At 61.8% G+C, this 17758-nt stretch carries 15 protein-coding genes; 3 read left to right on the top strand and 12 right to left on the bottom strand.

Features of this window, described 5'->3' with window-relative positions:
• Nucleotides 1-7: 7 nt before the first annotated feature.
• Nucleotides 8-763, bottom strand: a complete 756-nt coding sequence (locus ACIQWS_RS23460; RefSeq protein WP_346305940.1) for an IclR family transcriptional regulator — start codon at nt 761-763, stop codon at nt 8-10.
• A 180-nt stretch (nt 764-943) separates the two neighbouring features.
• Here ACIQWS_RS23460 and ACIQWS_RS23455 point away from each other — a divergent pair, with 180 nt between their 5' ends.
• From ACIQWS_RS23455 to pcaF, 3 genes are read left to right on the top strand one after another with little or no spacing between them, the layout of a single operon-like run.
• Nucleotides 944-1804 carry a CoA transferase subunit A gene (locus ACIQWS_RS23455; protein ID WP_403184783.1) on the top strand — a complete coding sequence of 287 codons (861 nt, stop codon included), beginning with the start codon at nt 944-946 and terminating at the stop codon, nt 1802-1804.
• Nucleotides 1805-1815: 11 nt separating this feature from the next.
• Nucleotides 1816-2589 carry a CoA-transferase subunit beta gene (locus ACIQWS_RS23450; RefSeq protein ID WP_403184781.1) on the top strand — a complete coding sequence of 258 codons (774 nt, stop codon included), beginning with the start codon at nt 1816-1818 and terminating at the stop codon, nt 2587-2589.
• Nucleotides 2589-3794, top strand: coding sequence for a 3-oxoadipyl-CoA thiolase (pcaF, locus tag ACIQWS_RS23445; RefSeq protein ID WP_403184779.1), 1206 nt, complete (start codon nt 2589-2591; stop codon nt 3792-3794). Before ACIQWS_RS23450 ends, pcaF begins: the two co-directional genes overlap by 1 nt.
• Here pcaF and ACIQWS_RS23440 read toward each other — a convergent pair whose 3' ends face one another.
• The 11 genes from ACIQWS_RS23440 to ACIQWS_RS23390 form a co-directional block, all read right to left on the bottom strand.
• Nucleotides 3795-5471: an ABC transporter ATP-binding protein gene (locus ACIQWS_RS23440; RefSeq protein ID WP_403184777.1), complete on the bottom strand. Its 1677-nt coding sequence runs from the start codon at nt 5469-5471 to the stop codon at nt 3795-3797.
• Nucleotides 5468-6412: an acetamidase/formamidase family protein gene (locus ACIQWS_RS23435; RefSeq protein WP_403184776.1), complete on the bottom strand. Its 945-nt coding sequence runs from the start codon at nt 6410-6412 to the stop codon at nt 5468-5470. Before ACIQWS_RS23435 ends, ACIQWS_RS23440 begins: the two co-directional genes overlap by 4 nt.
• A 72-nt stretch (nt 6413-6484) precedes the next feature.
• Nucleotides 6485-8104, bottom strand: a complete 1620-nt coding sequence (locus ACIQWS_RS23430) for an ABC transporter substrate-binding protein (protein WP_403184774.1) — start codon at nt 8102-8104, stop codon at nt 6485-6487.
• 30 nt (nt 8105-8134) lie between these two features.
• On the bottom strand, nt 8135-9055 hold the full coding sequence (locus tag ACIQWS_RS23425) for an ABC transporter permease (protein WP_403184771.1): 921 nt from the start codon (nt 9053-9055) through the stop codon (nt 8135-8137).
• Between the two features lies 1 nt (nt 9056).
• Nucleotides 9057-9905, bottom strand: a complete 849-nt coding sequence (locus ACIQWS_RS23420; RefSeq protein ID WP_346308372.1) for an ABC transporter permease — start codon at nt 9903-9905, stop codon at nt 9057-9059.
• Nucleotides 9905-10486: an ANTAR domain-containing response regulator gene (locus ACIQWS_RS23415; RefSeq protein ID WP_403184768.1), complete on the bottom strand. Its 582-nt coding sequence runs from the start codon at nt 10484-10486 to the stop codon at nt 9905-9907. The genes ACIQWS_RS23420 and ACIQWS_RS23415 overlap by 1 nt, the downstream gene beginning before the upstream one ends.
• Complete coding sequence (locus ACIQWS_RS23410) at nt 10483-11619, bottom strand: transporter substrate-binding domain-containing protein (RefSeq protein WP_346308370.1); 1137 nt, start codon at nt 11617-11619, stop codon at nt 10483-10485. The genes ACIQWS_RS23415 and ACIQWS_RS23410 overlap by 4 nt, the downstream gene beginning before the upstream one ends.
• A gap of 190 nt (nt 11620-11809) precedes the next feature.
• Nucleotides 11810-12829: a UDP-glucose 4-epimerase GalE gene (gene galE / locus ACIQWS_RS23405; RefSeq protein ID WP_346308369.1), complete on the bottom strand. Its 1020-nt coding sequence runs from the start codon at nt 12827-12829 to the stop codon at nt 11810-11812.
• A 130-nt stretch (nt 12830-12959) separates the two neighbouring features.
• Complete coding sequence (locus ACIQWS_RS23400) at nt 12960-14147, bottom strand: polysaccharide pyruvyl transferase family protein (protein WP_403184766.1); 1188 nt, start codon at nt 14145-14147, stop codon at nt 12960-12962.
• 38 nt (nt 14148-14185) lie between these two features.
• Entirely contained in the window at nt 14186-15514 is a 1329-nt protein-coding gene (locus tag ACIQWS_RS23395) for a glycosyltransferase family 4 protein (RefSeq protein WP_403184764.1), read from the bottom strand.
• Nucleotides 15511-17754: a hypothetical protein gene (locus ACIQWS_RS23390; RefSeq protein ID WP_403184762.1), complete on the bottom strand. Its 2244-nt coding sequence runs from the start codon at nt 17752-17754 to the stop codon at nt 15511-15513. Before ACIQWS_RS23390 ends, ACIQWS_RS23395 begins: the two co-directional genes overlap by 4 nt.
• Nucleotides 17755-17758: the final 4 nt, after the last annotated feature.

Below are 17758 nucleotides of genomic sequence, written 5' to 3'. Positions count from 1 at the left end.
CGGCCTGTCATACCAGCACCGCGGCGATGGTATCTCGGGTCGATTGCATGGCGGGCAGATAGCGCTCGATCATTTCCGCAATCGTCACGCGCGGCGCCTGCGCGCCGACATTGATGGCGGCAATGGTCATGCCGCGCGTGTTGCGGACGGGAACCGCGATGGAGCACAGCCCGATCTCCAGTTCCTGGTCGATCACCGCATAGCCCTGCGCCCTGACGGTGCGCACTTCATCCATCAGATCCGGCAGCGTGGTCTTCGTGCGCGGCGTGTTCGCCGGGCGGTTGCTGCCTGCAAGGATGCGCAGTGCGTCGTCATCGCTCATCGCCGCGAGCAGGACCCGGCCCATGGAGGAACAATAGGCGGGAAGGCGGCTGCCGGGATTGAGATTGATCGACATGACACGCTTGTGCGAGGCACGCGCGATGTAGACGATCTCATTACCGTCGAGCACCGAAGCCGAGGCGCTTTCACCGGTTTTTTCCGACAGCTGGTCGAGAAAGGGCTGCATCAGCCGGGGCAGGGGCGTCGATGACAGGTAGGAATGGCCAAGACGCAGGATGCGCGGCGTCAGCGTGAAGAATTTTCCGTCATATTCCGCATAGCCAAGCTGTGTGAGCGTCAGCAGGCAGCGCCGGGCCGTGGCGCGCTCCAGCCCGGTCATCCGCGCAATATCCGTGATCGACAGACGCGTATTGACCGCATCGAAGGCCTCGATGACGGCAAGCCCCTTGGCAAAACCGCTGATGAAGTCCGTTTCACGCATCCGCACCTGCCTTATCCGCTGCATTTCCGCACAATTTGTGCGATATGCGAACAAATGTCAAATAACGCACAAAATCATTGACGGGCGGAACGCGGCGGGACTACGCCATAGGGACAAATGGAGGTTTGCACCGGATGCCGGCCATCGCCGTACTTCGGGAACAGCGACAGGGAGAGAGACGTGGCAAAAATCTGCACGCTTGCCGAAGCGATCGGGGACAATGTCAGGGATGGCGATACGCTCGCCATGGAAGGGTTCACCCACCTCATTCCCTATGCCGCCGGGCATGAGATCATCCGGCAGGGCCGCAAGGAGCTCTTCCTGGTGCGCATGACGCCTGACCTCATCTACGACCAGCTGATCGGCGTCGGCGCAGCGCGCGGCATGAAGTTCTCCTGGGGCGGCAATCCCGGCGTGGGCTCGCTGCACCGCTTCCGCGATGCGGTGGAAAACCAGTGGCCGCGACCGCTTGAGATCGAGGAACATTCGCACGCGGCCATGGCCAATGCCTATGAGGCGGGCGCAGCCAATCTGCCGTTCGCCGTGCTGCGCGGCTATATCGGCGCTGACCTTGCCAAGGTCAATCCGAACATCCGGTCGGTCACCTGTCCCTTCACCGGTGAGGTGCTCGCCGCCGTTCCCTCCATCCGTCCTGACGTGTCGATCATCCACGCCCAGCGTGCCGACCGGCAGGGCAATGTGCTGATCGAGGGCATTTCCGGCGTGCAGAAGGAGGCGGTGCTGGCCGCCAGCCGTTCCATCGTGACGGTGGAGGAAATCGTCGACCAGTTGAACCCGCCATCGCCCAATGCTGTGGTCCTGCCCCAATGGGCCATCAGCGCTGTCGTGCATGTGCCGGGCGGCGCCTTCCCCTCCTATGCGCATGGCTACTACCAGCGCTCCAATGCCTTCTACATCGCCTGGGACAAGATCGCCCGCGACCGCGACAGCTTTACAGCGTGGATCAGGGAGAATGTCCTTGCCGGCAAGCCGGAAGATTTTGCCCGTCACGCCGTCCGGCGTGCGGCGAATGCAGCGTGAGGAGCAAGACCATGACCCAGGATTTCACCCCCACGGAAATGATGACCATCGCGGCTGCCCGCGCGCTGAGCAATGACGATGTCTGCTTTGTCGGGATCGGCGCACCCTCCGCCGCCTGCAACGTGGCGCGGCTGACCCATGCGCCTGACATCACGCTGATCTACGAAAGCGGCACCATCGGCACCAAGCCGGATGTGCTCCCGCTTTCCATCGGCGACGGCGAACTCTGCGACACCGCCTTGTTCACCGTGTCGGTGCCAGAAATGTTCCGCTATTGGCTGCAGGGCGGGCGCATCACCACCGGATTTCTCGGCGGCGCGCAGATCGACCGCTTTGCCAATCTCAACACGACGGTGGTCGGCCCCTATGATGCACCGAAAGTGCGGCTGCCCGGCGGCGGCGGCGCACCGGAAATAGCCAGCAATTGCGGCCAGATTTTCATCACCATGGCACTGACCAATCGCGGCTTTGTCGATCATCTCGATTTCATCACCTCGATGGGGCATGGCGAGGGCGGCGATCATCGCGCACGCCTCGGCATGAAGACCAAAGGGCCAACCCGCGTCATAACGGACCTGTGCATTTTCGAGCCGGATCCGGTCACCAAAGAGCTGACCGTCGTTTCGATCCACAGGGGTGTGACACGCGGACAGATCGAAGAGAATTGCGGCTGGCCCGTCCGGTTTGCTAAGGAGATCGTGGAAACGCCAGTCCCCACTGCAACCGAACTTTCCGTGCTGCGCGATATCAATGCCCGCACGAAACGCGCTCACGAGGCCGCCTGATGTCTGAAGCCTATATCTGCGACTATATCCGCACGCCCATCGGCCGCTTCGGCGGCGCCGTAGCCTCCGTCCGCACCGACGATCTGGGCGCCATTCCGCTGAAAGCGCTGATAGAGCGCAATCCCTCCGTCGACTGGGAAGCCATCGGTGAAGTCATCTATGGTTGCGCCAATCAGGCGGGCGAGGACAACCGCAATGTGGCTCGCATGTCCCTGCTTCTGGCAGGCCTGCCGGTGACGGTGCCCGGCACGACGATGAACCGCCTGTGCGGTTCGGGGATGGATGCGGTGATCACGGCGGCCCGCGCCATCAAGGCCGGGGAAATCGAGATTGCTATTGCCGGCGGCGTCGAATCCATGTCGCGCGCGCCCTTCGTTCTGCCGAAAGCCGAAGGCGCGTTTTCGCGCCACGCCGAGATTCACGACACCACCATCGGCTGGCGCTTCGTCAACCCGCTGATGCAGCAGCAATATGGCATCGATTCCATGCCGGAGACCGGCGAAAACGTCGCCGAGGAGTTTCATGTCGCGCGCGCCGATCAGGACGCTTTCGCCGTGCGCTCCCAGCAAAGGGCAGGGGCGGCCATGGACAATGGCCGGCTCGCCAGGGAAATCACGCCCGTCATCATTCCCCAGCGCAAGGGCGACCCGGTGATCGTCGACCGCGACGAGCATCCGCGCCCGCAGACAACGCTCGAGCAATTGGCCAAACTGCCGACGCCCTTCAGGAAGGGCGGATCGGTGACGGCGGGCAATGCTTCGGGTGTCAATGACGGTGCAGCGGCGCTGATCATCGCATCTGAAGCGGCAGCGCGGAAATACGGCCTGACCCCTATCGCCCGCATCATCGGCGGTGCGACCGCCGGTGTTCCACCGCGCATCATGGGGATCGGCCCTGTTGCCGCCACTGAGAAACTCTGCGCGCGGCTTGGCCTGACACCGCAGGATTTCGGCGTGATCGAGCTCAACGAAGCTTTTGCCTCGCAGGGCCTTGCCAGCCTGCGCGCACTCGGTCTTGCCGACGATGCCGACCACGTCAATGCCAATGGCGGAGCAATTGCCCTCGGCCATCCCCTGGGGATGTCCGGCGCACGCATCACCGGAACCGCAGCACTGGAACTCGGTGTCAGGCAAGCCCGCTACGCACTGGCCACCATGTGCATCGGTGTCGGCCAGGGCATCGCGGTTGCCCTCGAACGGGTCTGATCAGGCGAAGTGCCGGGCCCGCGGATCGGGGATCGGCACCGCCGCCATCAGCGCCCTTGTATAGTCATCCTGCGGATTCTCGAAAACCGCGCGGCGCGTTCCCATTTCGACGATGCGCCCGCCGCGCATGACCGCCACATTGTGCGACATGCGCTCCACCACCGCCATGTCATGCGATATGAAGAGATAGGCGAGCCCCATCGTTTCCTGCAATTCCAGCATGAGATCGAGCACCCGGGCCCGCACGGAAACGTCGAGCGCCGCCACGCTTTCATCCGCCACGATCAGTTTCGGCTGCAGGGCAAGGGCGCGCGCAATGCAGATGCGCTGGCGCTGGCCGCCGGAAAACTCGTGCGGATAGCGCGTCGCCGCATCCGGCTGCAGGCCGACCCGCCGCAACAGGTCCGCCACCCGGTCGGCGCGTTCGCTCCGCCCGCCCAGACCGTGAATAATCAAGGGTTCGGCAATGGCAGCCCCCACCGCCATGCGCGGATCGAGCGAGGCATAAGGATCCTGGAAAATCATCTGCGCCGAGCGGCGAACCGGCTGCATCTGCCGGGCATGCAAGCCGGCAATGTTCCTGCCGTCGATGACGACATCGCCGGTAAACGGGATCAGCCCGAGAACTGCCTTGCCGGTGGTCGATTTGCCCGAGCCGCTTTCGCCGACAAGCCCCAATGTTTCACCCGGACGCAACGCAAAAGAGACATCGTCGACGGCGGCAAGCGGCGGCTTGCCCTTGAACAGCCACCGCGCCGGGCTGCCATAGGTCACGTTCAGATTGCGGACATGCAGGATCGGCGAGGCTGATACCGGCACAACAGACGCGGCCTGCGCGCTTACACGCGGCGGCCCCTCGGTTCCCGCATGGGCCCCCAGGCGCGGCACGGCCGCCAATAGTTCCTGAGTATAGGTTTGGCTGGGCTTTTCGAAAATCGCCAGTGCCTCGCCCTGCTCAACAATGCGGCCATTCTGCATGATCGCAACCCGGTCCGCCATTTCGGCGACAACGCCCATGTCATGGGTGATCAGGATGATCGAGGCGCCGAACTCCTGTTTCAATTCACGCATCAGTTTCAGGATCTGCGCCTGAACCGTCACATCAAGCGCCGTCGTCGGTTCATCGGCGATCAGCACTTTCGGCCGGCAGGAGAGGGCCATTGCGATCATCACCCGCTGGCGCATGCCGCCGGAAAGTTCATGTGGATATTGCGACAGGCGGCGGGCTGGATCGGTGATGTGCACGGCATCGAGCATCCGCCGCGCGATGGCATCCGCCATTCCCCCTTCGCTGCCCTGATGTTCGCGGATGGCTTCCGTCAGCTGTGCCCCGATTGACATGACCGGGTTCAGCGACGTCATCGGCTCCTGGAACACCATCGCCACATCGCCGCCGCGTACGCTCCGCATGGCGCGGTTCGACAGCGCGACCAGGTCCTTGTCGCCGAGCCGGATACTGCCCGATGCCACCTGCAGCGAGGCTTTCGGCAACAGGCCCATGATCGAGAGCGATGTCACCGATTTGCCGGAACCGGATTCACCGGCAATGCACAGCGTTTCCCCGGCATTGAGGTCGAAGCTGATATCGTCGAGCACCCGCCGCCGTCCTTGCGGCGTGCGGGCGTCGACGCACAGGTTGCGGACGGTCAGGATGGGCTTTTGGGCAGACACGATCACGCGAACACGATCCTCGGGAAATAGAACGACACCACCCAGTTTGGCGCATCGACGATTTCACTGATACGCAGATCACCGCAGACCGAGCAGAGCAGATAGGCATCGATGGAACTCATGCCATGTTCGGCGCCCAGCAGATCGATCATGCGCATGAGGGCTTCACGGGCGCCGGTCATCAGATCGGGGCCGATTCCGGTCGTCACATCGTAGCCTGCGCCGTCGAGATGCCGGGTGACCGGTTCGGTCGTGGTGAAGCGCGGGCTCTGCAGCCGGGCATCCCTGACCAGTTCGATGGTGGCTTCCACCTCCATCTGGCTTTCGATGGCTGTGCCGCAGACTTCGCCATCGCCCTGTGCCGCATGGGTATCGCCGATGGAAAACAGCGCGCCGTCCACTTCCACCGGGAGGTAAAGCGTCACGCCCGAAGTCAGGTCGCGAATATCGAGATTGCCGCCAACCCGGCGCGGCGGGACAACGGAATGCAATCCCGGTTCAGCCGGTGCGACGCCAATCGTCCCGGCAAAGGGCTTCAGCGGCACGCGGCCGCCGGGACCGTAAAGCGCCGGTGCCATACTGACGGGGTCATAGGTCCACATGTGCAGCGCAGGTTCCTGGAATTGGTCCGCCAGCAGGCCGAAACCGGGGATATTGGCGGTCCAGCCGATACCCGACGGGACAAAGCGCCGAATGGTGACCTTCAGGGCATCGCCCGGCTTGGCACCGTCCACGTAGACAGGTCCGGTGACGGGGTTGATCTTGCCGAAATCGAGTGCGCCGAGGGTTTCCAGCGTCGATCCCTTGCCCAGCTGCCCGCCGGAGGAATCGAGGCACTCGAAATGAATCGTTTCACCGGCCTTGGCGACCAATGCTGGCTCGAAGTCGCGGTTCCAGCCGAAATGATGTTTTGCGCGATGAATGGTGTGGGTGCAGGCGATGCACATGTCAGATCTCCCGGAATATGATGCAGGTCCCCGGGGCGTGTTCCCCGGGGATGGGTCAAGGTCAGGACCGGTTTATTGCTTGACGTAGATCGCGTCGTAATTGATGACGCGGGTCGGATCGACATAGATCTTGTCCGAACCGCCCATGCGCGGCGACTTGGCAACAACACGGCGCTCGTTGATCACGGGAATCCACGGCGCATCGGCCATGATATCCGTGAAAATCTTGCCCCAGACGCCCGCGCGCTCGGCTGCCTTGGCCGGATCGGACAGGGAGTCCGCCGCGACCGCACGCTTGTCGAGATCGGCATTGCAGTACCACGACCAATTCCAGCCGCCGCTGACCGCACCGGAGCAACCGAGGATCGGTCCGTAGAAATTCGACGGATCGGGGAAATCGGCAATCCACGCCATGCCGCCCGACCAGATCATCGGTGCTTCGCCTTCCGTGCCGCCCGCCGCGATCACGTTGGACTGCGCCAGCGCGCGCACTTCCGCCTTGACGCCGATGGCGGCCAGATCCTGCTGGATGGCCTGCGCGATACGCGGCTGCGGATCGGTATTGGTTGAATAGAGGATGGTCTGGAAGCCGCTGGGGAAACCGGCCTCTGCCAGCAAAGCCTTGGCCTTCGCCACGTCATAGGCATAGCCGGTATAACCCTTATCATAGCCCGGCATTGCCGGTGGCAAAGGCTGGTTCGCGGGCGTGGCGCGGCCATTGAGAATGCGGGTAATGCGCTCCTTGTTGACGGCCATGTTCACCGCCTGGCGCACTTTCACATTGTCGAACGGCTTGATCCTGGTGTTCAGCGTCACATAACCGGTATGCAGCTGGTCGCCATCCACGATCATCCCGGCACCCGCCGGAGAGTTCTTGATCTCAAGGAACTTTGCCGGCGGAATGCCATCACCGGCAATGTCGACCTCGCCCTTTTGCAGGCGCAGGAGGGCAACGAGCGGTTCCTGGCCGACTTCCACCGTGAATTTGTCGATATGCGGCATGTCCTTGACGAAATAATCCGGATTGCGCGCGAAGACGAGGCGCTGGCCGATGGTCCATTCCTTCAGGACAAACGTTCCCGAGCCAACCGGCTTCTTGCCGAAATCACCGGCGGCAGCCTCGACGGCTTCCTGCGGGACGACGGACGCGAAATTGATGGCAAGGACATGCAGGAATGTGGCATCCGGACGCGACAGATGGAAGACCACCGTGCTGGCATCCGGCGCTTCGATGCCTTCAAGTGTCGTGGTCTTGCCGCCGGACAGGTCTTCATAGCCCTTGATCGCGCTGAAGAAACCGGCACCCGGGCCCTGTGTCTTCGGATTGACGGCGCGCTCGATCGAGTATTTGACGTCGGACGCCACAAGCTCGCGGCCATTGGTGAATTTGACGCCCTTGCGCAGCTTGAACGTATAGGTCAGGCCATCGGGGGAAACATCGAACGTCTCAGCAAGCGACGGAACCAGATCCGGCGTTCCCGGCGTATAGTCCATCAGGCGTGAGTACAGGCTCTTGATCATCGACCAGTTGACCCAGTCATAGCCGACGGCGGGATCAAGTGTGGCGATATCATCCTTGTAGGTGATGAGCACATCGCCACCCTGTTTCGGCGTTTCCTGAGCCCATGCGGGCAGCGGCGATAGGACAAGCACCGTTGCCATGGTGGTGTTGCGAAGCCAGCGGTTTAACATTCTGTTCCCTTTTCTTGTTCTGGTTGAAATTCAGCGCGCACGGATACGCGGATCGATCAGCGGCGCGATGATATCGGCAAGCAGGTTGCCGAGGACGATCGCGAGCGCGGAAACGAGAGTCACCCCCATGATGATCGGGATGTCGACCTGTTGAATGGCCTGCCACGCCAATTGACCGATGCCGGGCCAGCCATAGACCGCTTCGACGACAACGACACCGCCCATGAACTGGCCGATATCGATGCCGATCATCGCGATGATCGGCAGGAGGGCATTGGGCAGGGCGTGGCGCAGCACGATGCGCGCCGACGACAGGCCCTTGGCCCGGGCAGTACGCACATAATCCTGATTGAGCACATCGATCATGGCCGAGCGCACCATGCGGGCGTACCAGCCGGCGCCGAGAATGCCGAGGGTTGCCGCGGGCAGCACGACGTGGGCCGCCGTCCCGAAGCCGCTCATCGGGAACCAGCCGAGCGTGACGGCAAAGACGTAGAGCAACAGCAGGGCGACAACGAATTGCGGCGCGGAGACGCCGACGAACGAGGCCATCATCACAACCCTGTCGACCATGCCGCCCCGCCGCAAGGCGGCGATGATCCCAAGGATGAGGCCGAGGACGACTTCAACGAATATGCCCGCGGCCATCAGGATCAAAGTGGCGGGAAGACGGGCAAGGATCAGCGCGCCGACATCGGTCTTCTGCGCGTAGGAACGGCCGAGATTGCCCTGGAGAATACCCTGCAGATAGGTCCAGAACTGCACGAGCAGGGGCTGGTCCAGACCAAGCTCGCGGCGGATATTGGCCACCGTCTGCGCGGTGGCGCTGCGCCCGGCAATCATGCGCGCGGGGTCCGCCGGCAAGGCATAGAGCAGCAGGAACGTAATCGCGGCGACGCCGACCAGGATCAGCGCGGTTTGCACAAGGCGGCGTAGAATGAGCAAAGCCATATCAACCCCTCCCGCGCTGCGTGGGATCGAGAATATCGCGCAGCGCATCCCCGACCAGGTTGAAGGAAAGCGCTGTCAGGAGGATGATCGCACCGGGAAAGAACACCAGCCATGGTGCAGCCTGAAAATAGCTCTGGCTTTCGAAGATGATATTGCCCCAGGAGGGCTGCGGCGGCTGCACGCCGATACCCAGGAAGGAGAGGGTGGCTTCCAGCAGTACGGTCGTGGCGATACCGAGCGTTCCCCAGACAATGGCCGTCGGCATCAAATGCGGCAGGATATGCACGAACAGAATGCGCAGATGACCGGCACCAAGTGAACGTTCGGCCAGAATGAAATCACGCTCCACCAGCCCGCGCGTTTCCGTATAGACGATGCGCGCCACCTGCACCCAGTTGACGAGAGCAATGACCATCGCAACGATCCACAGGCTTGGATGCAGGAGCGCCGCAAGCACGATGGCCAGCAGCAGGGCGGGGAATGCCATCATCAGATCGGTGAACCGCATGAGCAGGCCGCCGATGGGCCCGCGCAGATAGCCGGACAGAATACCGACCATGAGCCCGATGGCGACCGCAATCCCATTGGCGACAAGGCCGATGATCAGCGATGTGCGTGCACCGAAGAGAAGCCGCGAAAACAGATCGCGTCCCAGCGTATCGGTCCCGAGCAGAAACTGCGCACTGGGCGGCAGCGGTGCACCCTCAAGCGACAGCCCGTCAAACATCTGGTCATCGGGACTGTAGGGCGCAATCAGCGGCGCGCCGAGTGCCAGAAGCACCACGAGCATAACGACGATCAGGCCGAACAGCGCGGACGGCTGGCGCAGCATGCTTTTCAGAACGCGCATCAGCCAGCCTCCGGCAAGGGTCCAGCCCCGGCAAGGATAAGCGCGGCGATCTGCTCCATGGGGAATCGCCGCTGCATCGCGCAATTGCGCAGGATACTGTAGGCATGTTCCTCATCCACCTTGCGCGCCGCCATGATTTTCTGGACAGCAGCGTGCACCAGCGGGCGAAGCCGCACCCGTTCTTCAAGATGCTGGAGTTGCCTCGACGCCATGGTCCGCTCCGCGTGAATGGCAACCGCCATCACAAGCGTCGGATAGACAGCCGACGCTGCAACCGGCTTGGCAATGATCGCACCGGCCCCCTGTTCCATGGCCCATGCGATACGGCCTGGCGCTTCCGACCCGAGCAGGGCGACGACAGGCAGCGGCGCCTTGCTGTCATGCCACGGCAACAGATCGTCCCAGCCCTGATCCGCATCGACGAGGACAATGTCGGGCAGATCGGCGGGTGCCAGGGGCTCCCACTGTACCGATACATGAAGACCAAGCAGCTTGAGCTGGCGGGTCAGCCGTTCGGTCGTGGCATCCGGCCGATGCAGGATCGTGGCGCGCCACCCGGTGAAATTGGGGGTCTCTCTCATGAAACGATCCGCAATCTGACCGGCATTTTCGTGCGGCGTCGGGTGAGGTAGGGATCGGCGGCAATCGCCGGCTGCGCATTGACGATGTCAAAACCGTTATGGTCGTTGATGCGGCCAAGCAGGAAAGGCAGCGCCATATGGTTGGTGTCGGGATCGATGCGGACAGGACCGAACACCGTCGACAGCGGCACGCCGGACAAGGCACGGCGAATGGTCTGCGGCTCGTCCGTTCCGGCGGCGACAATGGTCTCGCCGCAGAGTTTGACCGCCGCATAGGCGCTGGCGAAAATATTGGACAAACGCCGCTGCGGCCCGAAACGTTTGGATGCCGCGCCCTTGAAGGCAAGATTTTCCGGCGAGACAAGGCTGTCGAAATAGGCGGCGACGGAAAAATGTCCGGTCGCCACACCGGCGCCGATCTCGTCCAGTTCGCATTCGGACAGGTCGCAGCTGACGACCGGGCAGTTTTCCGGCAGGAAGGCGGAATCCCGATCACCAAGCGCCTTAAAAGCCCGCAGGAAAGCATAGCTTGCCGGTCCGATCAGGTTGTTGAGGACAAAGCTCGGCCGTCGCTGTTCGATATCGAGAATGATGCGCTCGACCGCAGTCTCCTCCAGCGGCAAGTAGCGTTCGCCCAGTACCTCACCGCCCGCCTTGCTGATCAGCTCGCGCGCAAGCCGGTTCATCTCCCATCCCCACACATAGTTCGCACCGACCAGATAGGGCCGCCGACCATAGCGCGGCAGGAGGTAGTCGAACAGCGGCAGCAGATGCTGATTGGGGCACGCCCCGGTATAGATCACGTTTTCATTGGCCTCGAACCCCTCATAGGGGCACATGTACCAGAGCAGGCCATCATGCTTTTCGACGAGCGGAATGACTTCCTTGCGGGCAATGGATGTGATGGTTCCGACAATGTGGCGGCAGCCATGCTCACGCAGCATGGAGCGGGCACCTTCGAGATAATCGGGGATATGTCCCTGCGGATCGATGAAGACGGGTTCGATGGCGCCGGGATAGGCCGCCCGGATCTCATCCATGGCAAATTCGGCCCCGTCGCGGCTGTCGCGACCGATAGCGCCGTACGGCCCCGTCGTCGAATAGAGAATGCCAATTTTTATCGCGTCAGCCATGTCCCCGCCAAAACCAAAAACCCCATGACGCAAGCTCCCATCGAGGATGGGGCGTCATGGGGCGAAACTGCCCGTCGACTATCAAAGTCATGTGGATGCAGACAAGCCATTGCTCAATCTGCAGGCACGATTAAAATACGTGCATACGGTCCTTGTCAAGCGGGTACCAGGCAGAATCCTGTCATGGCGATTACACGGCGATGCGTGCCTCCGACTGTTCAAGCGCCTTCCTGATGGCGAGCTGCCGTTCCCAGGCCAGGGCGTCGCCGACGATCAGGTCGAGATCGGCGCGTTTCGGCTCAAAACCGAATACGGTGCGCACACGTTCGTTCCCTGCCACCAGCACTGCCGGATCGCCCGCACGCCTCGGCGCGGTCCGGACCTCGAAATCGACGCCCGACACCCGCTTGACCGCGTCGATAATGTCAAGAACGGAATAACCGTAGCCGTAGCCGCAATTGGCGGCGGTGCTTGTCCCTCCGGCCTCCAGATAGTTCAGAGCGCACAGATGCGCCTGCGCCAGATCGCTGACATGAATATAGTCGCGAATGCAGGTGCCGTCGGCGGTCGGATAGTCCGTGCCATACACCTCGATATGCGAGCGCTCGCCCGTCGCCGCCTGGCTGGCGATCTTGATGAGGTGCGTGGCGCGCGGGAACGACTGCCCCGAGCGCAATTGCGGGTCGGCACCCGCCACGTTGAAATAGCGCAGCGCCACATAGTTGAATTCCGGATGGGCCACGGCCGCGTCCCGCAGCATCCACTCGGTCATCAGCTTGGACGTACCGTAGGGCGAGATCGGCTGATGCGGCATATCTTCGCTGATCGGCGTTCGCTCCGGTTCCCCATAAATTGCGGCAGTCGACGAGAAAATGAAATGCCTGATGCCTTCGGCAATGGCGGCTTCCATCAGGGAACGCGATTGCACGGTATTGTTGCGGTAATAAGAAAGCGGATCGCGCACGGAATCGGGGACGACGATCGAACCGGCGAAGTGCAGGATCGCCGTCACATTGTGCCGGCGGATCAGATCGCGCACCAGCGCCTGATCGCCGATATCACCCTGCACGAACGGCACGTCATCCGGCACCAGCCAGGCGAAACCGCAACTCAGATCGTCAAGGACCACGACCGGGCGGCCGGCATCCTTGAGGGCAAGCACCATGTGGCTGCCGATATAGCCGGCGCCACCAGTAACAAGAACAGTCATGGGGAGGAACTCCTGCAACTTTGTTGGAGAGATTGATAGGGTGGAGCGGCGTATGCCATGTCGATAGTCTGTCTTACACTTCCTTTCCTACGGTTTGCTTTCCTCCCGGGAAATTCTGATTGTTTGCTGTCTAAGCGACTCGTCGGGCGGAGTCGGATGCGCGCCTGCCCGTCTCGGTCATCTTGTGATCCACGCCGTTTTCGGTCAGGAAGACGTTCATCTCGCCATAGGTCTCGAACCAGGCGCGATTGTACTTGTCGAAGAGCGATTGATCCCAATAATCCTCCAGCCGGAACGGCTTGCCGCCAAACACGTCATAACTCGGGATCTTGTAGGTTTCGGCGAATTCGGCCGTGCGGCTGTCATAGGTGAAATAGATCGACGGCACGCCGTTGGCCAGCGCCATGAGATTGCCGTGCAGGCGGTAACCGAGAACCAGCTGATGCGTGCGAACCAAGGTTTCGTAATCCGCGACCACGTCGGAATAATACATGCGCTCGCGGTAGAGCTTTTCCATTGCATCGTCGAAATACCAGTCCGAGACCCAGCGGTTCGCCTTCAGCGCGGCGATGGCGTCTTCCTTCTGCTCGTCGGTGCCGAAGACCATCTTCTTTTCTTCCACTTCGCCCTGCGCCATCAGGGTAATGTCGAAGCGGTTCGCCATCGCCTTGATCAGGTCGCGGTGCAGGGTCAGATAGCGCTGGATATCCTGCGCATAGGTTGGCGAGACTTCGCGCCGGACGGTCACACCCACCTTTTCCACCGTGTCCAGCTCAGGCAATTTGATGCGCAGATGCTGGTTGTTGCGCCGGAACGCCGTGGGGCAGCCGATGACGCGGACATTCTTGATGCCGATATCGTTGAGCACCTGGGCGGAATAGGCGCCGCGCACACCGACGGAGGTGGTCGAATCGGCAATGAGGCGCCAAACCGCCTTGGACTCCTCCGACAGTTCCAGCTGCCCCTTGACCGGCGCCTGCGCGCCGACACCGAAGGCAATGACCGGCAGCCCCAGGCGCTTGAGAACCGGGATGGTGTCGCGCCAGTTCATCTCCCTGTTGATGTAGTTGGACCCGCGCAGGATGACATAGTCATACTCCTCGCGCAGCTGGTCGATCTTCTCCATCGGCGGTCCGGCAATGGGAAGTTCCGCGACCTTCTCGTAGTTCATGAGCTTCAGGGATGATTCAAAGACGAAGGCATCACCGATATTGTGATAGTGGTCGATGCTGCGCTGAATGTCACTGTGCTGGTACCAGCGGACATTGTCGTGATCGTAAACTTCTCCGGCGGGGATCATTACGAGGACGCGTGCCATGAGGTATTCCTTCTTTTGGCGATGAAAGCTGGATAACCTCAGCTTGCTTGGGAAAGAACAACGTCAGTTCTTGCAGCGATCGTGAGTGGCTGCTGCCGGCTAGATTTAAGCAATTCACCATAGAGAGCAAGGTGTTCCTGAGCACAGTCGATATAGTTCACGGGTTTCCGGACGGTCTGATGCAAACGGTCCCAGATCGAGGTATCGCTGAGGACTTCGGTGAAACGGTCAGCCAGGTCTTCGGCACTGCGCACACGGAAGTGCAGACCATCCAACCCGTCCCGGACTTTTTCGGCCATGCCGCCAATATTGGAACAGATCACCGGGCGGCGATGGTGCAGGGCCTCCTGGATCACAATCGGCGAGTTCTCCCACCAGATCGACGGCATCACCACCCAATCGACGGGCTGCATGAGACGCGGCATTTCCGCATTCTGGTAGGCGCCGTAAAAGCGCACGCGCGACCCGGCTTCCTCGATCAGTTTTCGCATGCGATCCTGAAAGTCGCGCGGCTGCTTCTCCAGATTGCCGCCAAAGATCATCAGGCGCGAATCCTCGCCCCAGGTTTCCTCGGGCACACGCGACACCGCATCGATCAGGACGTCGATGCCCTTGAACGGCGTTATCTGCCCGAAATAGGCGAAGCGGTTGCGCCGCGGCCTTGGGCCCGCCAGTTCGCGCGGCGGTGTCACGCTGTCGACGGCGATGCCATTCTCGATCACCCTCAGCTTGGCGGGATCAAGTCCCCACTCCTTGTACCTGCCGGCCAGGAATTCGCTGGGTGAAACAAAGGCATCGGCAAGCTCGAGCATGCCGCGGATGAAGCGTTCCCGCTTGAGGAAGCGGGCAGGGGGGACATCGGGAAAGCAGGCATGGCAATCGATGGGCGAGGCTTCGTTGCACAGCTTTGCCGAGCTTGCCTTCACCATCTGTCCGTCATTGTTGCAGATCGACAGATATTCGTGAAAGGTCATAAGAATGACCGCGTCGGGCAGAGCCTCGCGGATGGCATAGAGCGTTTCCAGCCCGAGGCCGAGCACATGGTGGAAATGCACGACCTGCGGATTGAGATCGCGGACAAAGCGCAGGAGATCGCGGCGGATTTCATCGGTGTTCTTGTTTGACAGATAGAAGTGGTCGTATTCGTCGGCATGGAACAGGATTTCATCGCTGCTGCGCCGCATGCTCATCAGCGCCGTGGTGCCATGCCGCGGAATGGGGTGTCCGGCGCGCGCCAGATAGACGGACTGGACACCGGGCAGGCTGTTGAGCCCCTTGTGCAGATTGTAGGAGGCAATTTCGCCGCCTCCCAGGGAAATGCTGGGATGGGCATGGGAAATCACCAGAACCCGAAGCCGTTCGGTCATGCTGTTTCCTCCGCAGAAACACTGCGCTTGTTGGAAAGATTGTTGGCCCAGCGCGCGTCGAAAACCTGCCGGTCGATGCGTTCGATCAGGGCAATGGTTGAGGCCTTGTCGGACACGGATATGTCGTCCGACCCGAGCATCTGCGCCGACGGCAGCCAATAGGATTTCAGACTGGCCTGCTTGAGCTTGAGGCCAAGATCGAGGCCCTTTTCATGCGTGCCAAGATATCCACGGGTAAAACCATTGACGGAGAACAAGGCGTTTCGTGGCAGGACACAGCATTCGAATGTCGCCGTTGCCACTTCCGTTGTTCCCATCCCCGCCACGGCATCGATGGGATAGCCGGCATAGCGGCTGATCAGGGCGCGGTCGGATTGCGCACCCGCCACCCATGTTCCAGCCCAGCGGATGGAATCGTCCTCATAGGCAAGGGTCGGAGATAGCACGCATTCCTTGCGGGCATCATAGGCCGCAAGCAGTTTCCGGAACCACCCGGTGCTGCGCGGCAGGAGTGAGGCGGCAAGAAAGACCACGCTTTCGGTGGACACCGCCCGCGCGCCGACTTCCAGCGCATCATACAGATCCTCCGATCCGCTGGCGGAGACAAGGCGGACACGCAGCCCGTAGAAATCCGCCAGCCTGCGCAATTGCACGCCGATGCGGTCGATAATATCCGTGGCAGCCGCAACGACAATCGGCGCCTCGCGCGTCTCCGGATCAAGCGCCAGCAGGGCGAGAAGCGGACCGATCTCCTCGACGCGCTCGTCGACACCGATGATCAGTGCGGGTCCGGCAGCTTTTTCAAACGCGCCGAGATCGACCACGCCGAAAACCTCGGGAGCCGGCCGGCTGACGCCGCGCAGCAGCGGGACAAGCTGCTGGTCGACGATGTGGCGCAGCGCCCAGGCATTCGGATCAATGGCGCGAATCTGGCGAACGACCGCATCGCGCGATGTGATCCGGGTTGGCGTCAAGGGCATGAAGGCTCGGCGGGAATCGCTGAGTTCCAGCTCGATGTAGAAGGGAGCCGTGCTGTCGCCCGTAAGCTCCGGGGCAAAGGCGACGAAACCGTGCGCATGGCGATTGGGGTCCAGTCCGGCATTGAACGGCGGCTGGTTATCGAACTCCCGCGTCACATCCGCCCGGTCCACCCGGGTCCAGTTGCCGTCCAGCTGGATTTCGCCGCGGTGGCGGCGCAACTTCACGCCCTGGACGTGATTGTCGGGGTCGAGCAGCCAGCCGGAGACAAGCAGGCCGCTGCCTTCGACGCGAAACACATTGTCGATGCCCATGCGCACCGGAAAGGGCAGGCTGGATATCGTTTCCGTGCCATCGAAGCGGTTGGCGGCAGAACGCAGGCGGAGCAGAATCTCCGTCGAACTGCGCATGTTCGGCAGAATGGCGCGGACATGGTTGGGGGTTTCCCGCGACCCGGCAAGCAGGCGGCGGTCATAAACCTCGATAAACCGCCAGCCGCGCCGGCCGCGAAACAACAGGCGCTCGATATCATTGGGCGAGATGGGTTCGTTCGCCAGCAACAACCCGGCAAAACCGGATGCCTGCTCGCTCACATCGGGGCGCGCGAAAACGCCGATGGCGCATTCGGCGAGGGATGGCGTGCGGCCGCTGATCAACAGCCGCGTCACGGAGGGCGTCAGGTCCTGTGCCCAGCCCTGCACGAAAATCTCGCCCTCGTCGCTGCCGCCGATCAGCTCGATAACGCCATCGGAGCGCGCGCCAGCCTGCAGCAGAATGGTGATGGCCGACAGTTTCTTGCGGCTGATGGGGCCCGAGATCAGCGCTTCAACAAGCCCGTCGATCGCACCCGGCAAATTCGGTCCGGCGAGATCGGCGATCATGGCCGCAAGATCGCCGATGGCGGCGGCACGGGCGGCAAACGAATAGCGGGATACCTTTGCCTTGTGCTGGAACATGATGGTTTTGAGCTGCGCGCGGCGCAGCACGTTTGTCGGCACGATTGCGACAAATCCGTGCGTGCCGGCCGGCGACGGGGCTTTCAGCGGCCAGTTGATGAAGGTCGCTTTGACACTCATGGCGGGATCGCCGTTGAGAAAGACCGTGAGCTGTTCGGGCGTATTGCCGCCGATGCCCATGATGAGCACCAGCGTATCCTCGACCGGGCAACCGACGACCATTTCGCCTTCCATGACAATGGAATTGCGCTCCGGCGCTTTTCCGCCCGTCGGGACAGGCAGAAGTTTTTTGTCGTCGCGAGTCATCTAT

Source organism: Phyllobacterium sp. NPDC097923, from assembly GCF_044760925.1.
GTDB classification, from domain to species: Bacteria; Pseudomonadota; Alphaproteobacteria; order Rhizobiales; family Rhizobiaceae; genus Phyllobacterium; species Phyllobacterium calauticae.
This window is presented reverse-complemented; position numbering and strand designations above follow the sequence as displayed.